The 15,742-nt window shown below is 59.3% G+C and carries 13 protein-coding genes and 1 pseudogene; 9 read left to right on the top strand and 5 right to left on the bottom strand.

From position 1 onward, the window contains the following. Positions 1-48: 48 nt before the first annotated feature. The gene (locus M5B97_RS00370; RefSeq protein WP_248730363.1) at positions 49-1,251 is read right to left on the bottom strand and encodes a multidrug effflux MFS transporter; all 1,203 of its coding nucleotides are present in this window, start codon (positions 1,249-1,251) and stop codon (positions 49-51) included. A gap of 136 nt (positions 1,252-1,387) precedes the next feature. On the opposite strand from M5B97_RS00370, the gene M5B97_RS00365 reads away from it, so the two are divergent. Further along, complete coding sequence (locus M5B97_RS00365; protein ID WP_248730362.1) at positions 1,388-3,001, top strand: methyl-accepting chemotaxis protein; 1,614 nt, start codon at positions 1,388-1,390, stop codon at positions 2,999-3,001. A gap of 35 nt (positions 3,002-3,036) precedes the next feature. On the opposite strand, the gene ligD is transcribed toward M5B97_RS00365, so the two are convergent. Beyond that, positions 3,037-5,850: a DNA ligase D gene (gene ligD / locus M5B97_RS00360; protein ID WP_248730361.1), complete on the bottom strand. Its 2,814-nt coding sequence runs from the start codon at positions 5,848-5,850 to the stop codon at positions 3,037-3,039. 260 nt (positions 5,851-6,110) lie between these two features. Between ligD and M5B97_RS00355 the strand changes: the two genes are divergently transcribed. Continuing rightward, complete coding sequence (locus tag M5B97_RS00355) at positions 6,111-6,611, top strand: CinA family protein (RefSeq protein ID WP_248730360.1); 501 nt, start codon at positions 6,111-6,113, stop codon at positions 6,609-6,611. Between the two features lie 308 nt (positions 6,612-6,919). Here the strand turns inward: M5B97_RS00355 and M5B97_RS00350 are convergent, their stop codons facing one another. From M5B97_RS00350 to M5B97_RS00340, 3 genes are all read right to left on the bottom strand, one after another. Then, complete coding sequence (locus M5B97_RS00350) at positions 6,920-7,189, bottom strand: DUF6555 family protein (protein WP_134657246.1); 270 nt, start codon at positions 7,187-7,189, stop codon at positions 6,920-6,922. A gap of 133 nt (positions 7,190-7,322) precedes the next feature. Then, positions 7,323-7,874: an ATP-dependent Clp protease proteolytic subunit gene (locus tag M5B97_RS00345; protein ID WP_248730359.1), complete on the bottom strand. Its 552-nt coding sequence runs from the start codon at positions 7,872-7,874 to the stop codon at positions 7,323-7,325. A gap of 311 nt (positions 7,875-8,185) precedes the next feature. Beyond that, positions 8,186-8,362, bottom strand: coding sequence for a general stress protein (locus M5B97_RS00340; RefSeq protein WP_123718382.1), 177 nt, complete (start codon positions 8,360-8,362; stop codon positions 8,186-8,188). 303 nt (positions 8,363-8,665) lie between these two features. Here M5B97_RS00340 and M5B97_RS00335 point away from each other — a divergent pair, with 303 nt between their 5' ends. The 7 genes and pseudogenes from M5B97_RS00335 to M5B97_RS00305 all read left to right on the top strand — a co-directional run bounded on the left by M5B97_RS00335 (position 8,666) and on the right by M5B97_RS00305 (position 15,723). Continuing rightward, positions 8,666-8,887, top strand: a complete 222-nt coding sequence (locus M5B97_RS00335; RefSeq protein ID WP_123718381.1) for a PLD nuclease N-terminal domain-containing protein — start codon at positions 8,666-8,668, stop codon at positions 8,885-8,887. Between the two features lie 3 nt (positions 8,888-8,890). After that, positions 8,891-9,047 (top strand): annotated as a pseudogene (locus M5B97_RS27700) (YetF domain-containing protein); the annotation flags it as partial. A gap of 357 nt (positions 9,048-9,404) precedes the next feature. Then, complete coding sequence (locus M5B97_RS00325) at positions 9,405-10,781, top strand: iron-containing redox enzyme family protein (protein ID WP_248730357.1); 1,377 nt, start codon at positions 9,405-9,407, stop codon at positions 10,779-10,781. A 55-nt stretch (positions 10,782-10,836) separates the two neighbouring features. Next, positions 10,837-11,781, top strand: coding sequence for a class I SAM-dependent methyltransferase (locus tag M5B97_RS00320; RefSeq protein WP_177421580.1), 945 nt, complete (start codon positions 10,837-10,839; stop codon positions 11,779-11,781). Positions 11,782-11,787: 6 nt separating this feature from the next. Next, positions 11,788-12,903, top strand: coding sequence for a carboxylate-amine ligase (locus M5B97_RS00315; RefSeq protein WP_248730356.1), 1,116 nt, complete (start codon positions 11,788-11,790; stop codon positions 12,901-12,903). 151 nt (positions 12,904-13,054) lie between these two features. After that, a complete protein-coding gene (locus M5B97_RS00310; protein WP_134657239.1) occupies positions 13,055-13,912 on the top strand; it encodes an SDR family oxidoreductase in 858 nt (285 codons plus the stop codon). A 17-nt stretch (positions 13,913-13,929) separates the two neighbouring features. Beyond that, positions 13,930-15,723: a thiamine pyrophosphate-requiring protein gene (locus tag M5B97_RS00305; RefSeq protein WP_123718375.1), complete on the top strand. Its 1,794-nt coding sequence runs from the start codon at positions 13,930-13,932 to the stop codon at positions 15,721-15,723. Positions 15,724-15,742: the final 19 nt, after the last annotated feature.

The raw sequence follows: 15,742 nt of genomic DNA, 5'->3' as shown, positions 1-15,742 counted from the left end.
ACGGGCTGAACGGATTCCGGCCGATAGCGGATATCAGTGAAAACGATGTCAAGACCGTGCGCTTGCCAGGTGCGACGGCAGGCGGCGCAAGGTCCACAAGGTGACAAGCAGCGCAGCTGCCGCACAGAGTGCGATGCCGACCAACATGGGCGCTGGTGTGTGATCGGCAAACACGCCGACCAGCGCCATACACACCGCGCCGGTGATCATCTGGATGGCCCCCAGCAGCGCCGATGCGGAGCCTGCTACCGCGCCATGATCCTCGAGCGACAATACCCCGGCAGCCGGCAACAGCAGCCCGAGGAAACCGAAGCCGATAAACAACAGGCTCATCATCAAGACCAGGTTACTGCTCCAGGCCGTGGTCACCGCCAGCAAACCCAACACGCCGGCCACTGCGATCACTGACCAGCGAATCAGCGGCGCCAGCCCAAAACGTGCGCTCAGACGTGCCGTGAGTTGGCTCATCGTAAAGAACGAAGCGGCATTGAGGGCAAAGCACAGGCTGAATTGCGTCGGTGTCAGGCCGAAATACTCGATGTACACGAACGGTGCGCTGCCGATGAACACGAAGAAGGTGGCCAGGCCAAAACCACTGACCAGCGACAAACCGATGAATACCGGATCGCGCAATAACGCCCCATAGCTACCGATGGCATTGCCCAGGGTTCTGCCCAGGCGGCGTTCGGCCGGATGGGTTTCGGGCAACTGCACGATGGTCATCACCAGGCACAACAGCGAGACGACGGCCAGCACGGCAAATACTTCGCGCCAACTCCAGAGCGAGATCACCACGCTACCGGCCAAGGGCGCCAGGATCGGCGAAACACTCATGACCAGCATCAGCAACGCCATCAAGCGTGCGGCCTCATGGCCGGTATACAGGTCACGGACAATCGCCCGGGGAATCACCATCCCGGCGCACGCGCCAAAGGCCTGCAAGGCACGAAAGCCAATCAGCACTTCGATAGTGGGGGCCAGCGCACAGCCGACACTGGCCACGGCAAAGATCGCCAAGCCTGCATAAATGGGCGGTTTGCGCCCGAATACATCACTGATCGGCCCATAGAACAACTGGCACACGCCGATGATGACGAAGAACACAGTCAGGCTCATCTGCACCGCCGCAGGCGAAGCATGCAGGCTGGCACCCAATGTGGGCAGGGCGGGCAAGTAGCTGTCGATGGCGAACGGGCCGATGGCGGTGATCAACCCCAGCAACAAAGCGAGGTGGGCAAGACTACGGGGCATGTGCAGTTCCAGGCGAAGCGGAGGCCGGTCAGCTTAAAGGAACCGTGCAGATCCGCAAACTTAGTCTTCACTGACGACAAACGCTGCCGATAACGTGGTCAGTGACGTTAGTGCAGTTGCCTGAGGGGATATCAGCATGACGATCAAATTACGCTTGGTGCTATTGATTGCGACCGGATTGCTCACTGCGTTGATCATGAGCCTGGCCGGTTACCTGGGGAATACGCGCATGGCCGGGGCCGTGCAGGACAGCGAAATGAGCATGACGGTGCTGCGTAACCACATGGAAGCCGACATGATGCATGACGCACTGCGCGCCGACGTTTTGGCGGCCATGCTGGTGGGCCTGGGGAAAAGCGCCAGCACCCCGGCCGAAGTCAATACCTCGCTCAAGGAGCATGCCGAACACTTTCGGCAAGTGTTGAGCGACAACCTCAAGTTGCCGTTGGACGACGGGCTCAGGACGAACCTGGAAAAAATCAAACCCACCCTGGATACCTATATCAGCGCCGGCGAGCGCATCGTCGCGCTGGCGTTGGAAAACCCAGAGGCCGCACGCGCAGAACTGGCGACATTCAATGGCATCTTCAGCCAGCTCGAAGAACAGATGGCGACGCTGAGCGAGCAGATCGAACACAATACCCAACAAGCCAGCGTCGGTACGCGTCAGACCATCCGTAACGCCAACTTCACCCTGGCGGTGGTGTTGATCGCCAGCCTGTTGCTGCTATTGGCCCAGGGCCGTTGGGTTGCCTTGAGCATCATGGCGCCCTTGCGCACGGCCAGTCGCATTGCCGCAAGCATCGCTCAAGGCAACCTGAGCGAGCCGATCGTCGAACCCAACCGCAAGGACGAAGCCAGCTCATTGATTCGCAGCCTGGCGACCATGCAGCAGGACTTGCGCCGCATGATCGAAGTGGTGCGCAGCAACGCCCATGGCGTCAACGGCATGAGTGAGCAGCTGAGCCAGGGCTGCCATGAAGTAGCCGGCAGCAGCCAGCAACAAAGCTCCGCCGCCAGCGCCATGGCCGCCGCAGCCAGTGAAATGACCGCCAGCATCGAGGAGATCACCCGGCATGCCGAACGCGCCTTGGACATGGCCAATCAGGCGCAGGCCTTGGCCAAAGACGGCGGCCAGGTGATTCATCAGGTGGTGACTGATATGGACAGCATTGCGCGTTCCGCGCAGCAGTCGGCCCAGGTCATTCGTACGCTGGACAAGGAGTCCGAAGCGATCTACAGCATCATCCAGGTGATCAAGGGGATTGCCGATCAAACCAACCTGTTGGCCCTGAACGCTGCCATCGAAGCCGCTCGCGCGGGAGAGCAGGGGCGCGGTTTTGCTGTGGTCGCCGATGAAGTGCGCAGCCTCGCCGGGCGTACCAGTGCGTCAACCCAGGAAATTGCCAGCATGGTCGGGCGAATCCAGCAAAGCACCCGGGAAGCGGTGACGAGTATGGAGGAGGGTGTCGCTCAGGTGGATAAAGGCATGGCCGTCACCGCCGATGTCGAACGGGCCATCCGCGAGATTCTCCAGGCAACGCTGAACACCACTGAATTGGTGACGGATATCTCCCGCACCATCGGTGAACAGAGCCTGGCCAGCAATGAAATTGCGCATCAGGTGGAGATGATCGCCGGCATGTCGCAAACCAACAGCCGGGTGATCGGTGAAACCGCTTCGACGACGGACGAGTTGTCCAGCCTGGCGGGCAAGCTGTCGCAGTCGGTGGACCGGTTCCGGCTGTAATCACCTGCCCCGGCAAAACCGAGCCAGAGGCGGCGCTACTTGAGACCGATGCGTTTGCGCATCTGAGCGGTGATGGTCTGCTTTGTTCCAGGCATATCCGCCCACGGGTCAACGTCGAGGTTTTCCAGGCGTTGATGAACGTTGTGGATGTTCCAGGCGTTAGCGCCTTTGATCTCTTTGAGTTCATCTCTGAAGATCGGCACGGAAACCGGCAAACCCTCGCGGGTACGTGGCGAATAGGCGCAAATGGTGGTTGCGCCCAGGCCATTGCGCAGGTAGTCGATGAAAATCCGTCCCACCCGGTTCTTGGGACCGGAAACCGCCGAGAACCGATCGGGAAGCAGGTTGGCTATATGCCTGACAATCGCGTGGCTAAAGCTCTTTACCGCCTCCCAGTCGGCTTTCGGCGTCAATGGCACAACAATGTGGATGCCCTTGCCGCCGCTGGTTTTCAGGAAAGATTTAAGCCCCAGTTCGTCCAGTACCGTTAATGTCAGTTGGGTTGCCTCCACCATGCTTTTCCATGGCAGTGCAGGATCGGGGTCGAGGTCGAGAATAAATCGATCAGGGCGATGCAGGTCCTTGGCAACGGCATTCCAGGTATGCAGTTCAATGGTGCTCATCTGGATGGCGCCTATCAGCGCCTCTATGTTGTTGATCAACATCACAGGATGGCCGGTCTCTGCTTTACCGATGATTTCGATGCCGGGGATGGCCAGACGCTGCGCGTTCTTTTGAAAGAACAGCTCTGCGCCGATTCCGTCGGGAGCGCGCACCAGCGCGACCGGACGATTGAGTAACTGCGGTAGCAACCAGTCAGAGACGCCGATGCAGTAATCCGCCAGGTCACGTTTGGTCGCGCCGCTGCTCGGGTCAATCACCCGTTGCGGATGGGTGAGTCGGATCGTGGTGGAGCCGTCGTCGCTGCCTTTACCTTTGGCCTTCGCCGCAGATGGCGGTTTTTTTTCGGGCTTTTTCGCGATGTCGGGGCTATGGGCGGGGCGTTCTTCAATGATCGACTTTGCGGGTTTATCGTTGCGTAGCCCCTGGAATACGGCTTGTCTCACGGAGCCTTCTTTTGTGATTTCGGCAAAGGCAACCTCTGCCAGAAGCGAAGGCTTCAACCAGTGCACGTCCTTGGCCTCGAAACCCGTGGGCGGGTTTACCACGGCAGGCTTCCTGGTTTCGAGGGGGGTTAACTGTTCGTAGATCGTCTTGAGGGTTACCTGGTTGAAGCCGGTGCCGACTTTCCCGGCGTATTTGAGCTGGCCGCTGTCCACGTCGTGCAGGCCCAGGAGCAGCGCGCCGAACTTACTGCGCGAACCTTTCGGCTCTGTATAGCCGACGACGACGAATTCCTGGCGACGTTTACATTTGAGCTTGATCCAGTCGCCGCTGCGACGGGACACGTAGGCACTGCCAACGCGTTTACCAATGAGTCCCTCCATTTGCATCTGGCATGCGCTGTCCAGCAGTGCCTGCGGCGTTTCGGCGAAGTCCTGCGAATACCTCAGTGCCTCATCTTCATTGCTCTCCAGCACTCTGGACAAGGCTTCCCGGCGTTGTCCGACCGGCACCTCGCGTAAATCCATGCCGTCGAGAAAGGGCATGTCGAAGAGGTGGTAAACAATGTTGCCGTCGCGGCCCAGCTCAAAAGCATTCTGGAGTGCCTGAAAATCAGGAATGCCTTGCTCATTGGCAACCACGATTTCGCCGTCCAGCCATGCGGACGTCAAGGCGAGGCCGGCAATGGCCTGCGCCTGGCGAGGAAGCTTGTGCGTCCAATCATGGCCATTGCGGGTAAACAAGCGCACCTTGCCCTTATCCACCCGGGCCATGATGCGGTAGCCGTCGAACTTGACTTCATATCGCCAATCACCCTCAGGGGCCGAATCCACCAGCGTGGCCAGTTCCGGCTTCAGGCTTTCCGGCAGCGCGGAGGGTTGGGCATTGGTCAGCTGAGGCTTTCCCGACCTGGCAGGGGATGCGGGGGGCTTCTCGGCAGGGTTGGGCACTGCCGATTTTCCCGAGCGTTTCTTCTGCACGGCTGTGCGCTTGCGCGACAGGCTGGATGAGACCTCGATCCATGTCGGAGCGTGGTCGCTGGGGTGCTCTTCGCCCCGGACCCATGCATCCACGCCGGCATTCTTCAGGTGAGGAGCCAGCACCGGGTTCAGCAGAAGGTGGTCAATGCGCAACCCTGAATTCTTCTGCCAGTGCTGACGGAAATAATCCCAGTAGGTGTACACGCGCTCTTCCGGATACAGATGCCTCACCGAGTCGATCCAACCTTGGTCCAGCAGCCTGTGAAAGCACTCGCGGCTTTCCGGCTGCAGGAGCGCATCCTTGAGCCATGAGCGCGTGTTATAGATATCCAGGTCGGTGGGCACCACGTTGTAGTCACCCGCGAGGACGACCGGGTGTTCGCTGGCCTGTAGTGTTTCGGCATGCGCGATCAATTGCTCGAACCACTTGAGCTTGTAATCGAATTTGGGGCCGGGCTGCGGGTTTCCATTGGGCAGATACAGGCAGCCGACAATCACGCCATGCACCGCCGCTTCGAGGTACCGCGACTGCGGATCGTCCTGCGCGCCGGGCAAGCCTTTATGAATCAGAAGAGGCTCGGAATCGCGCGCGAGAATGGCCACGCCGTTCCATGCAGACTGGCCGTGATGCAACGAGCCATAGCCGGCCGCCTCAAGCTCGCCGGCGGGGAACGCCTTGTCCTGCGCCTTCAGTTCCTGCAGGCAAACGATGTCCGGCCGCTCTTTTTCGAGCCATTGCAGAAGGTTTGGAAGTCGCGCGCCAATGCCGTTGATGTTGAACGTGGCGATTTTGAGGTTCTGCATGGCGTCCTTCTTCCTTTGTTCACATGGCTTCTAATCCGAGTGCGCGCAAGTGCCGTGAGTTCACAATCACTCCAGGTCAGGTGGAAGCGGTGACGTCGTCGAAAACAGCGGAGAAATTTTGAACAACGCCCAGATGCCCCTGTCATTTTTCATGTACAACTCACCTGGCTTCGTTGAATACAGTGACGTTGCAGGTGCATTCAGGCGGCGCTGCAACCGCGCCGTTTGCGTTGATATGTGCATATGCCGAGGGGGGCGGAATGACCATAGCTGCTTCAACTGTCCAGTTCCTGAAATCCAACCGTTTGGTGATTACCACCGCTGAATCCTGTACGGCCGGAAAAATTATCACGCTGCTTTCAGAGGTCGAGGGCAGTGGCTCGTTTATAGACAGCGGCTACATTGTCTACTCGCCTGAAGCGAAGCAGCGGCTGTTGAAGGTGCGTGCATACACGATCGAAACGTTCAACTTGACCAGCTGCGAGGTCGCCAGGGAAATGGCCCAGGGTGCGTTGTGCGATAGCGCGGCCGATGTCGCCGTTGCCACCACCGGCATTCTGGGGCCAGATGACGTAGAGGGTATTCCCGCCGGGACTGTCTGTTTTGCCTGGGGTTATCGTACCTCTCGGGGCCTTCGCCTATTCAGCAGAAAAGAGCGTTTTACTGGCTCGCGTGAGCAGGTGCAGATGTACGCTGCAGAACACGCTTTGAAATGTCTTCCCCATTTCTACGAGCGTGCATTGGCAGGGGAGAGCGGTTGAGGAAGGCGATTATCAGCGTATTCATAGTCTTAGTTTCACAGTGCAAGGACCGGCTGGACATTTTTTCTATTTGCGCTCCAGCTACTTGGCCAAGGCGTGCTCTATTTGCACCTGTGCGCGAATAAATCTGCGTTTTTTATGAGTCGTGCCGTTCGTCGGTCATAAGTAAAAGAAAACAAACCATTACCGTGCTTTTAACTTCTTAATACTGAGTCTGTTAACTCCTGCAGTCTCAAGGTAACTCCTGATTTGCCCGTACTGAGTACGGGCTTTTTTTTTGGTTTTATATAAACACCGAATCGCTGTGTTTATTCAGGCGGGGGTGGCATATAGGGTTGTGCGATAAATGGAATACTTCCAGACGGGCGCCACTTTACATTTTCAAGGCCGAAGCGTTCAGCGAGCGGTTTGCTTATTCGTTTGATCTTGTCGTTGCGGGAACGGGGGATGATGCCAATGCCTGCATCGCAGCAGGCCCAGTGCCATGCTTCTTCATTGGACATGGCTTCGCTTCTTATTATGAAAGACCTGGGAACTTGATGAAGTTCATACTCGATAATGTATAAAGAGTTTTTCATGTGAGCTCCTTCTGAATGTTGTCATCACCTCAGAAAGTGTCCGGGTTTGAAGCCGCTCTCCTTCACACCTCTTGAGAGTGATGGGGTTTCCTCGTCCAATTTTTATTTTTCGCAGGCATCTGATGTTCCCTGGCTAGGAGTGAATGAAACTGCATGCACACTCCGCCTGGATGACGGGTGATTCGATCGCATGGATCAGGCCGCTGGCCATCGCCTGGTGTGGATCAAGAATGCGCGGCGCGGCGATCAAGTATTTTTCGGTGTCCAGTTTCTCGACGGCCTGTGTGGTTCGTTGCGCAACGATGCGCGCGTACAACTGCAAGTCATAGTCGAGGCTCATGGCGTATTCCGACATGCGCGAATGATCGACGGCACCCTGTACATGCCAATGAAACGGATGAAACAGGAACTTGCTGTGCTCGCACGCCGTCCTGCGTTCGCCCGCCAGGAAAATAATGTTGCCCATGGACTCCACGGTGCCCAGGTTGTGCGTATGCACCGGAATCGGAAGTGCGAGTAAAAAGTTGTACATCGTGAAGCCATAACTGCATTCACCGCCCATGGTCGCGATGTTCACGATCAGGCCGGTGGCGTTCTGCTGGACAGCCAATGAGGACTTTTCGATAAGCTGGCTGCAGGTCGAGGCGTTGACCGGGCCGGTGAAGTGGATGACATGTAAAGGCATAAGGCACCTCTGACACGGGTGATCGGATGTTCAGGACATATGGCTGCCGGTCAATGAACAGCGGTGCTAGCTCGTTCGTTCGCAAACGGGAGGCGTCTGCTCGGGCCGGATGGTCGCTTCGGCGTTCTCGACCGTTTCCATTCGTTCATAACAGGAGCGGGCTTTTGGCAATGTCTTAGCAGCGCCTGCCGGTGGGGTGTCACTGGCGGTCGTAGAGCTGGGAGCGTGTCGCTGAGGTTCGAGTGCAGCGCGCATGGTGGGTTCTCCGGCTGAAAGGAAGGGGCAGCAGAAGCTGCCCCCTGTTGGATCACTTACGACTTGCGCCCTCCGCCATGGCTGTTCTGGCCACCTTTACGGCCGGCCTCGGAAGCCTTTTCGCGATCATTGGCAAAATTGCCGCCAGACGACTGACCGCCTTTCTTGCCGGCTTCAGAAGCTTTTTGTTGATCGTTGGCGAAATTTCCAGGGTTCTTATTGCTGGTAGTCATGATAGATCTCCACAATGAGTTGTCGTTTCGCTAGTTGCACATTCGTGCAGCGAACACCTATTCGGATAAGCCCAATTTGCTAATCGTTTTGAGAAGTTTCTGAAATGCCGATAAACGGTAAAACCCATGGTTAAACTTGTACAAAACCATTTGAAAAACGCCGCTTCGTATAACTTTGCCCCGCCGGTGATGCTGAAGTAGTGGCATGGCGCCGCTTCGCTTAGTGCGTGAGGCAGCGCTTAAAAATAATGAACCCTGCGAGTCTATGCATGACCTAACAGTGCATAACCCGGAGGTGCACCCATGCAAACTACTTACTTTTGGATAGGTTTGGCCGTTGTCCTCATATTGCTCGATCTGTGGATCATCAACAGCGTCTGGCGAAGCGATAACAGGTCGGGGCAAAAGGCAGGCTGGACTGCAATAGTTGTGCTGTTGCCGTTTTTAGGCGCAGCCATATGGGCTATTGCCGGCCCGCGCGGTGTCACCAAGGGGCCATCTTCGCCCGAACACAGCAAGGGTTAGCAGGGTCACGTGCTTCACAAGCGTCTGAAGCAGGCGCGATTGATTGGACGAAGACGACATTCTTGCAGCATCCCGATCCGCCCAGGGCATTGTTGAAATCTGCCGGATCAAATTCGCGACTCTTGAGCGCAATGGAAAAATTTCAATCATTCCCTATGAGTCAGCCGAGGAGGCCATGCCTATGAAAACGCAATCCACCAGCCAACCTGCAACAACGGAGACCCCTGCGCAGTTGCCGGAAAAAGACATTGGCCAGGGACTCACCGACGACGAGCGAGTGTCCAGAGAAGATGAAGGCGATATGAATGCGGACGGGGAAGGCGCGCGGGTGACACCGGGCCCGGAAGACGAGAAACGTTTGAAGCCCTGACCGTACGCCCTTGGTCAGACCTTGGCGCACGCCGATGGAATTATTTGAGCCAGGATCGGCTCTCTCGTTATAGAGGCGCTAAAAAGCGTTGCGTAACGGGTGTTGGCAGTCGCCGAGGCCTGAAAAAACTTGTAGATGGAGCCTGCCATGACTGTCTTTCAAACCCTGCAAAGTGCTTCTCAGTGGCAGCATGAAGGGCCGTTGCGTAGCCAGTACCAGCGCCTGCTCGCCGATTGGGACGCCGGGTCCGCGCAAGCGGCAGCGGAGTTTCTGCAGGCGCAGCTGGATCACGTCGGCGCCGCGGACGACAGCGCATTGCCCATGTCGCCCGACCAACTGATGAACTGGGTAGAACTCAACTGCACCGCCGTTGCCCAGGAATATGCGCAGTACTTGCAAGACCGGCAGCAAGGCGGCGGCCGCCGGTATTTCCAGAACAAAGCTCACGCCCTGTACTTCCTGCAGTGCGTGGCGCCGACCAAACAGGTGGATGGTGCCTGGCTCTACGGTGTGCTCGCGCACTGGCGGGACTACCGCTACGACGGACTTTTGACCACTTACCTGGAAGAGCTCGGCGATGGCGAGCCGACGCAGAACCACGTCGCGATATACCAACGTCTGTTGGCCGAACAAGGCTGCGACGGTGATTTCGGCTGGCAGGATCAGCATTTTCACCAGGGTGCCATCCAGTTGGCACTCGGCCAGAGCGGCGCGTCGCACATGCCGGAGATCCTTGGCTACAACCTCGGTTATGAGCAGTTGCCATTGCACTTGCTGATCTGCGCCTACGAGCTCAAGGAACTGGGGATCGACCCCTATTATTTCAGCCTCCATGTGACCATCGACAACGCCAGCAGCGGCCATGCCCGCCGGGCCGTGCAAGCGGTCCTGGCCTTGATGCCGAACGGAATGGACGCAACCGAGTATTGGCAACGGGTACGCCGCGGTTATCAGTTGAACGACCTTGGACAGGGCACCACGGCGGCGATCCAGGCGTTCGACCTGGAAGAAGAAGTGGTGGCCATGCTTGAACGCAAGCGGCCGTTCGCCCAGCACATGCATTCGGACTACTGCCGCTTCGACGGCAAGAGTGTCAACCAATGGCTGGCGCAGCCGGGGCAGATCCGCAGTTTTTTGCAGGCCCTTGAGGACAAGGGTTGGATCAAGCGACACCAGGCGCCCGAGGACAGTCGTTTCTGGCAACTGATCGAAGGCCCGGGCGCCGCCATGTTCGGCGTGTTCAGCGGCTATGAAAAACAACTGCTGCGGGACTGGATAGCAGGCGATTGGCGCGATGTAAAAAGTAGTGCACGGGCACGTCCAGTGCGGCCGGTGTCGTCAGGCGCGAACGAGCATACGCCGGATGACCCTGAAACCTGCGCGTTGCGCGACGCACTGGCACAACACGATGGTGAGCAGCAGTTGGCCCTGTTGCTGCCGTGGCTTGGCCCTCACCGCCATCATCGTCCCGCCGGCTTGTTTGCGACCCGTCGTTTTATCGAATTGCGCGCAGGTCTGCGCTGACCGACAAGGAACCCCGACCATGCTCGAATCGCTGCTGTGTTCAACGCCCCCCGTGATATCGGCCCAATCGCAAGCCGACCGCGCGCTGCTGCACCTGGGCCGGCGCCTGCAGGCGCAAGGCTATCGCTTCATCACGCCCACGCCACTGACCCACCAGCGGGTCATTGCCCGCTGGGATAACGCAGCGGCCAGCGACATGCGTGGGATTTTCGGTTGGTCGCGGCCCTTCGACACGCAGGTGTTCGAAGCTGCCGAACGGGAGGAACTGCAGCAGGCCGGAATCATCGTCAAGGCCCACGACCGCTGGCACAGCACGGTGCGCTGGTCGACCCTGGGGCCCTTGCTGCTGGCGCATTCGGCGTTTCCTACCGAGGAGGCTGATTCGGTGTTTTTCGGCCCCGACACCTACCGTTTTGCCAGTGTGATAGAAGGCTGCCTGCGCCAACGCTTCGCGCCGATACGCCGCGCCGTGGACATCGGCTGCGGGTCGGGCGCCGCTGCCTTGCTGGTGGCGCGTGCGCGTCCCGACGCCGAGGTGCTCGCGGTGGACATCAACCCCAAGGCGCTGCGCCTGAGTGCGGTCAATGCCGAACTGGCCGGGGCACCGAACGTCAGCGTTTACCACAGCGATGTGCTCGACAGCGTCGACGGTTGCTTTGACCTGATCCTCGCCAATCCGCCCTATATGAAAGACAGCCAGCAGCGTTCCTATCGCCACGGCGGCGGTGAGCTGGGCGAAGCGCTGTCGCTGCGTATCCTGCGTGAAGCGCTGCCGCGCCTGGAGCGCGACGGCACCTTACTGCTTTACACCGGGGTCGCCATGGTTGAGGGGCGCGACGTGTTTCTTGAGGCAGCCCGCGCCTTGCTGACCAGCGACGCTTTTGGCTGGACCTACCAGGAGCTGGACCCCGATGTCTTTGGCGAAGAACTGGAACAGCCGGGCTATGAGCACGTCGAACGCATCGCCGCGGTGGCGCTTACTGTTACCCGCCTGAGTTGATCGCTCATGGATCGCGCACAGCGCTTCGGCATCGAAGAAGAATATTTCATCACCGATCTGCGCACGCGGCGCATGCTCGCCGAGCCGTCGGCGCATGTGCTTGCGGCATGCCGCGAGGCCATTGGCGAGGGCTTCTCCTATGAGATGTTCCAGGGCCAGATCGAAGTGGCGTCGCCGGTGTTTGACAGCTCCGATGAAGCCGCCACTTACCTTGGCCGGGTCCGTCGCGAATTGAGCCAGGCGTTGGCCGGGCACGGGCTGGGTTTTATATGCAGCGGCGCGCACCCGTTGGCCGATTGGCAAGCGCAACGCGCGACGCCCCAGGCGCATTTCCAGCGCTTGTTCGATGAGTTCCAGATCGTTGCGCAGCGCAGCGTACTCAGTGGGCTGCATGTTCACGCAGAAATCCCGGTGGGGGTCGATCGGATCGCCGTGCTGAACGAGGTGTTGCCCTGGTTGCCCATGCTGCTGGCCCTCAGCGTTTCATCGCCGTTGTGGCAGGGCCAATCCAGTGGCTATTGCAGTTATCGGCAGGTGCTGTGTGACGAGTGGCCACGCATGGGTATTCCTGAATATCTAGCGGACGAACCGGGCTTTGAGCGATACCTGAGTCTGTTGAGACATAGCGGGGCATTGGCCAGTGACGCGAATATCTGGTGGGGTTGCCGACCCTCGTTGAGCTACCCGACGCTGGAGTTGCGCATGACCGATGCATGCCCGCGATTGAGCGACGCGCTGGCCCTGGCCGGGCTGTTCCGCGTGATGATCAAACACGCCTGCCAGATGCCGGCACCCGGCAGCCAATACAGTGTTGAACGGCACTGGCTGCTTAAGGAAAACCGCATTCAAGCGAGGCGCTGGGGCCGTGCCGGGCGCTTTGTGCTGGCACCGGACACAGAGCCCGTAACGCTTGAACAATGGTTGGTGCTGGCGCAGCAGCAATTGGGTGAAACCGCCCGTGCGCTGGGCGAGGAGGGCGTGTTCGCCCAGGCACGGCAAATGCTGCGCGACGGCAGCAGCGCTGAGCGTCAGCTACGCGCCTTTGGTGCACAGGCGTCGTCTGCCCTGGTAGGTCGGCAAGCGGTGGCTGACCTGTTGCTGGAAGAAAGCCGTAACGCCTGATGAGAGTACGGCCTGATCGGCGATCAAGGCTTTTCGCCATGCCTGTTTTTGCCCGCCCTGCACCCGCGTTGTTATCCGATTTATGCAAATCCGTCTGAACTTCCCCGTCCCGCGGACCCTCGCAAAGATAATCACATCCGGAGGAAATACGATGAACAGCTATCCAAAACCACCCTTCAAACCTCAACAGCAGCCCGTGCCCGGCGACCAGGGCAAGATGGACCCGATGCCCGATTGTGGTGAACAGACCTACAAAGGCTCGGGCCGCATGGCCAATAAAATTGCGTTGATCACGGGGGCCGACAGCGGCATCGGCCGCGCAGTGGCCATAGCCTTTGCGCGCGAAGGCGCGGATGTGGCGGTCTCGTATCTGGATGAACATGAAGACGCCAAGGAAACCGCACGCTGGGTCGAGGCAGCGGGGCGTCAATGCCTGCTGTTGCCCGGCGACCTGGGCAACGCGGATCAGTGCACCGCGATCGTCAACGACACGGTGGAGAAGTTCGGGCGCATCGATGTACTGGTCAACAACGCAGCTTTCCAGATGACCTATAAAACCCTGGAAGACATCCCTGACGAAGACTGGGTGAAGACGTTCAACGTCAACGTCACCGCGATGTTCCGCATCTGCAAGGCCGCGCTGCCGCACATGGCCGAGGGCAGTTCGATCATCAATACCAGTTCGGTCAATTCCGACGCGCCCAACCCCAGTTTGTTGCCCTATGCGGCGACCAAAGGCGCGATTGCCAACTTCACCGCGGGCCTGGCGCAGATGCTCGGCGAGCGCGGTATCCGCGTTAACAGCGTCGCCCCGGGGCCTATCTGGACGCCGTTGATCGTATCGACGATGACGGAGGACTCTGTAAAAAATTTCGGTGGCAGCACGCCGCTGGGACGCCCCGGCCAGCCGGTCGAAGTGGCGCCCATCTACGTGCTGCTGGCTTCGGATGAGGGCAGCTATATCTCCGGCGAACGCTACGGCGTGACGGGTGGCAAACCGATTCTTTGAGTCAAGCGAGGCAACCGATGACGACGACAGTAGGTGACTTCCTGGTTGAACGGCTCAGCCAATGGGGCGTAACCCGAATTTTTGGTTACCCGGGCGACGGTATCAATGGCGTATTCGGCGCGTTGAGCCGGGCGCAGGGCAAGATCGAATTCATCCAGGCACGTCATGAAGAAATGGCCGCGTTCATGGCGTCGGCCCACGCCAAATTCACCGGCGAGCTGGGCGTGTGCATCGCGACCTCCGGGCCAGGTGCTTCACACCTGATCACCGGGCTGTATGACGCGCGCTTGGACCACATGCCGGTGCTGGCGATTGTCGGGCAGCAGGCACGGGCGGCACTCGGCGGCCATTACCAGCAGGAGCTGGATCTGGTCTCGATGTTCAAGGATGTGGCGGGAGCATTCGTGCAGCAGGCTTCGGTGCCCTCCCAGGTGCGTCACTTGGTGGACCGAGCCGTTCGTACGGCGGTGGGCGAGCGCCGAGTGACGGCGATTATCCTGCCCAACGATTTGCAGGAGGCGGCCTACGAGCCGCCTGCCAGGGCGCATGGCACGCTGCATTCAGGGGTCGGTTATACCAAGCCTCGGGTGGTTCCTTATGCGGCTGACCTGCAGCGCGCAGCCGATGTGCTGAATGCCGGGGAGAAGGTCGCGATTCTCGTCGGCGCGGGGGCGTTGGCGGCCACCGACGAGGTCATCGCCATTGCCGAAGCGCTGGGCGCCGGTGTTGCCAAGGCGTTGCTCGGCAAAGCGGTATTGCCCGACGATCTGCCCTGGGTCACGGGGAGTATCGGCCTGTTGGGCACCGAGCCCAGCTATAAGTTGATGACTGAGTGCGACACCTTGCTGATGATCGGCTCGGGCTTTCCCTATGCCGAGTTCCTGCCCAAGGAAGGCCAGGCCCGTGGCGTGCAGATCGACCTGCAACCCGACATGTTGAGCCTGCGCTATCCCATGGAGGTGAACCTGGTCGGTGACGCCGCGGAGACGCTGTCGGCGCTGTTACCGCTGCTTACCTACAAGACCCGGCGCAAATGGCGCGGGAAGGTCGAGGGTTGGCGCGCGAGCTGGGAGAAAACCCTGGAAAAACGCGCCCTGGTCAAGGCCAAGCCGATCAACCCGCAACGGGTGGTGTATGAACTGTCGCCACGCTTGCCCGATGGCGCCATCATCACCAGCGATTCCGGTTCCTGTGCCAACTGGTTCGCGCGTGATTTGAAGATCCGCCGTGGTATGCAGTGCTCGTTGTCCGGCGGCCTGGCCTCCATGGGCGCGGCCGTGCCCTATGCCATTGCCGCCAAGTTCGCGCATCCGCAGAACACCGTGATCGCATTGGTGGGTGATGGCGCGATGCAGATGAACAACATGGCCGAGCTGATCACCGTCGCCAAATACTGGCGTCAGTGGCAAAGCCCGAAATGGATCTGCGCGGTGTTCAACAATGAAGACCTGAACCAGGTCACCTGGGAGCAGCGCGTCATGGAAGGCGACCCCAAGTTCGAGGCTTCGCAGAATATCCCCGATGTGCCGTATCACCTGTTTGCGATTTCACTGGGTTTGAAGGGGATTTTCGTCGACCACGAGGACGACGTGGCGGCTGCCTGGGAGCAGGCGCTGGCATCCGAGGTGCCGGTGCTGATCGAATTCAAGACCGATCCGAACGTGCCGCCACTGCCACCGCATATCAAGTTGGAGCAAGCGAAGAAATTCGCCACCACCTTACTCAAGGGCGACCCGGATGAGGCCGGTGTCATCGTCCAGGCCGCCAAGCAAGTGTTGGCCGGCGTACTGGCGGGGAGCGCAAAAAAATAAGACACGGCTGCGGCGCTCC

The organism is Pseudomonas sp. MWU13-2517, from assembly GCF_023242545.1.
In the GTDB taxonomy this organism is placed as follows: Bacteria; Pseudomonadota; Gammaproteobacteria; order Pseudomonadales; family Pseudomonadaceae; genus Aquipseudomonas.
The sequence above is the reverse complement of the archived record's forward strand: the minus strand, read 5'-3'. Positions and strand labels throughout refer to the sequence as shown.

Bases quoted from the DNA above. Each gene is read 5' to 3' on its own strand.
- M5B97_RS00370 (WP_248730363.1), bottom strand. From the start codon at position 1,251: ATGCCCCGTAGTCTTGCCCACCTCGCTTTGTTGCTGGGGTTGATCACC.
- M5B97_RS00365 (WP_248730362.1), top strand. From the start codon at position 1,388: ATGACGATCAAATTACGCTTGGTGCTATTGATTGCGACCGGATTGCTC.
- ligD (WP_248730361.1), bottom strand. From the start codon at position 5,850: ATGCAGAACCTCAAAATCGCCACGTTCAACATCAACGGCATTGGCGCG.
- M5B97_RS00355 (WP_248730360.1), top strand. From the start codon at position 6,111: ATGACCATAGCTGCTTCAACTGTCCAGTTCCTGAAATCCAACCGTTTG.
- M5B97_RS00350 (WP_134657246.1), bottom strand. From the start codon at position 7,189: ATGAAAAACTCTTTATACATTATCGAGTATGAACTTCATCAAGTTCCC.
- M5B97_RS00345 (WP_248730359.1), bottom strand. From the start codon at position 7,874: ATGCCTTTACATGTCATCCACTTCACCGGCCCGGTCAACGCCTCGACC.
- M5B97_RS00340 (WP_123718382.1), bottom strand. From the start codon at position 8,362: ATGACTACCAGCAATAAGAACCCTGGAAATTTCGCCAACGATCAACAA.
- M5B97_RS00335 (WP_123718381.1), top strand. From the start codon at position 8,666: ATGCAAACTACTTACTTTTGGATAGGTTTGGCCGTTGTCCTCATATTG.
- M5B97_RS00325 (WP_248730357.1), top strand. From the start codon at position 9,405: ATGACTGTCTTTCAAACCCTGCAAAGTGCTTCTCAGTGGCAGCATGAA.
- M5B97_RS00315 (WP_248730356.1), top strand. From the start codon at position 11,788: ATGGATCGCGCACAGCGCTTCGGCATCGAAGAAGAATATTTCATCACC.
- M5B97_RS00310 (WP_134657239.1), top strand. From the start codon at position 13,055: ATGAACAGCTATCCAAAACCACCCTTCAAACCTCAACAGCAGCCCGTG.
- M5B97_RS00305 (WP_123718375.1), top strand. From the start codon at position 13,930: ATGACGACGACAGTAGGTGACTTCCTGGTTGAACGGCTCAGCCAATGG.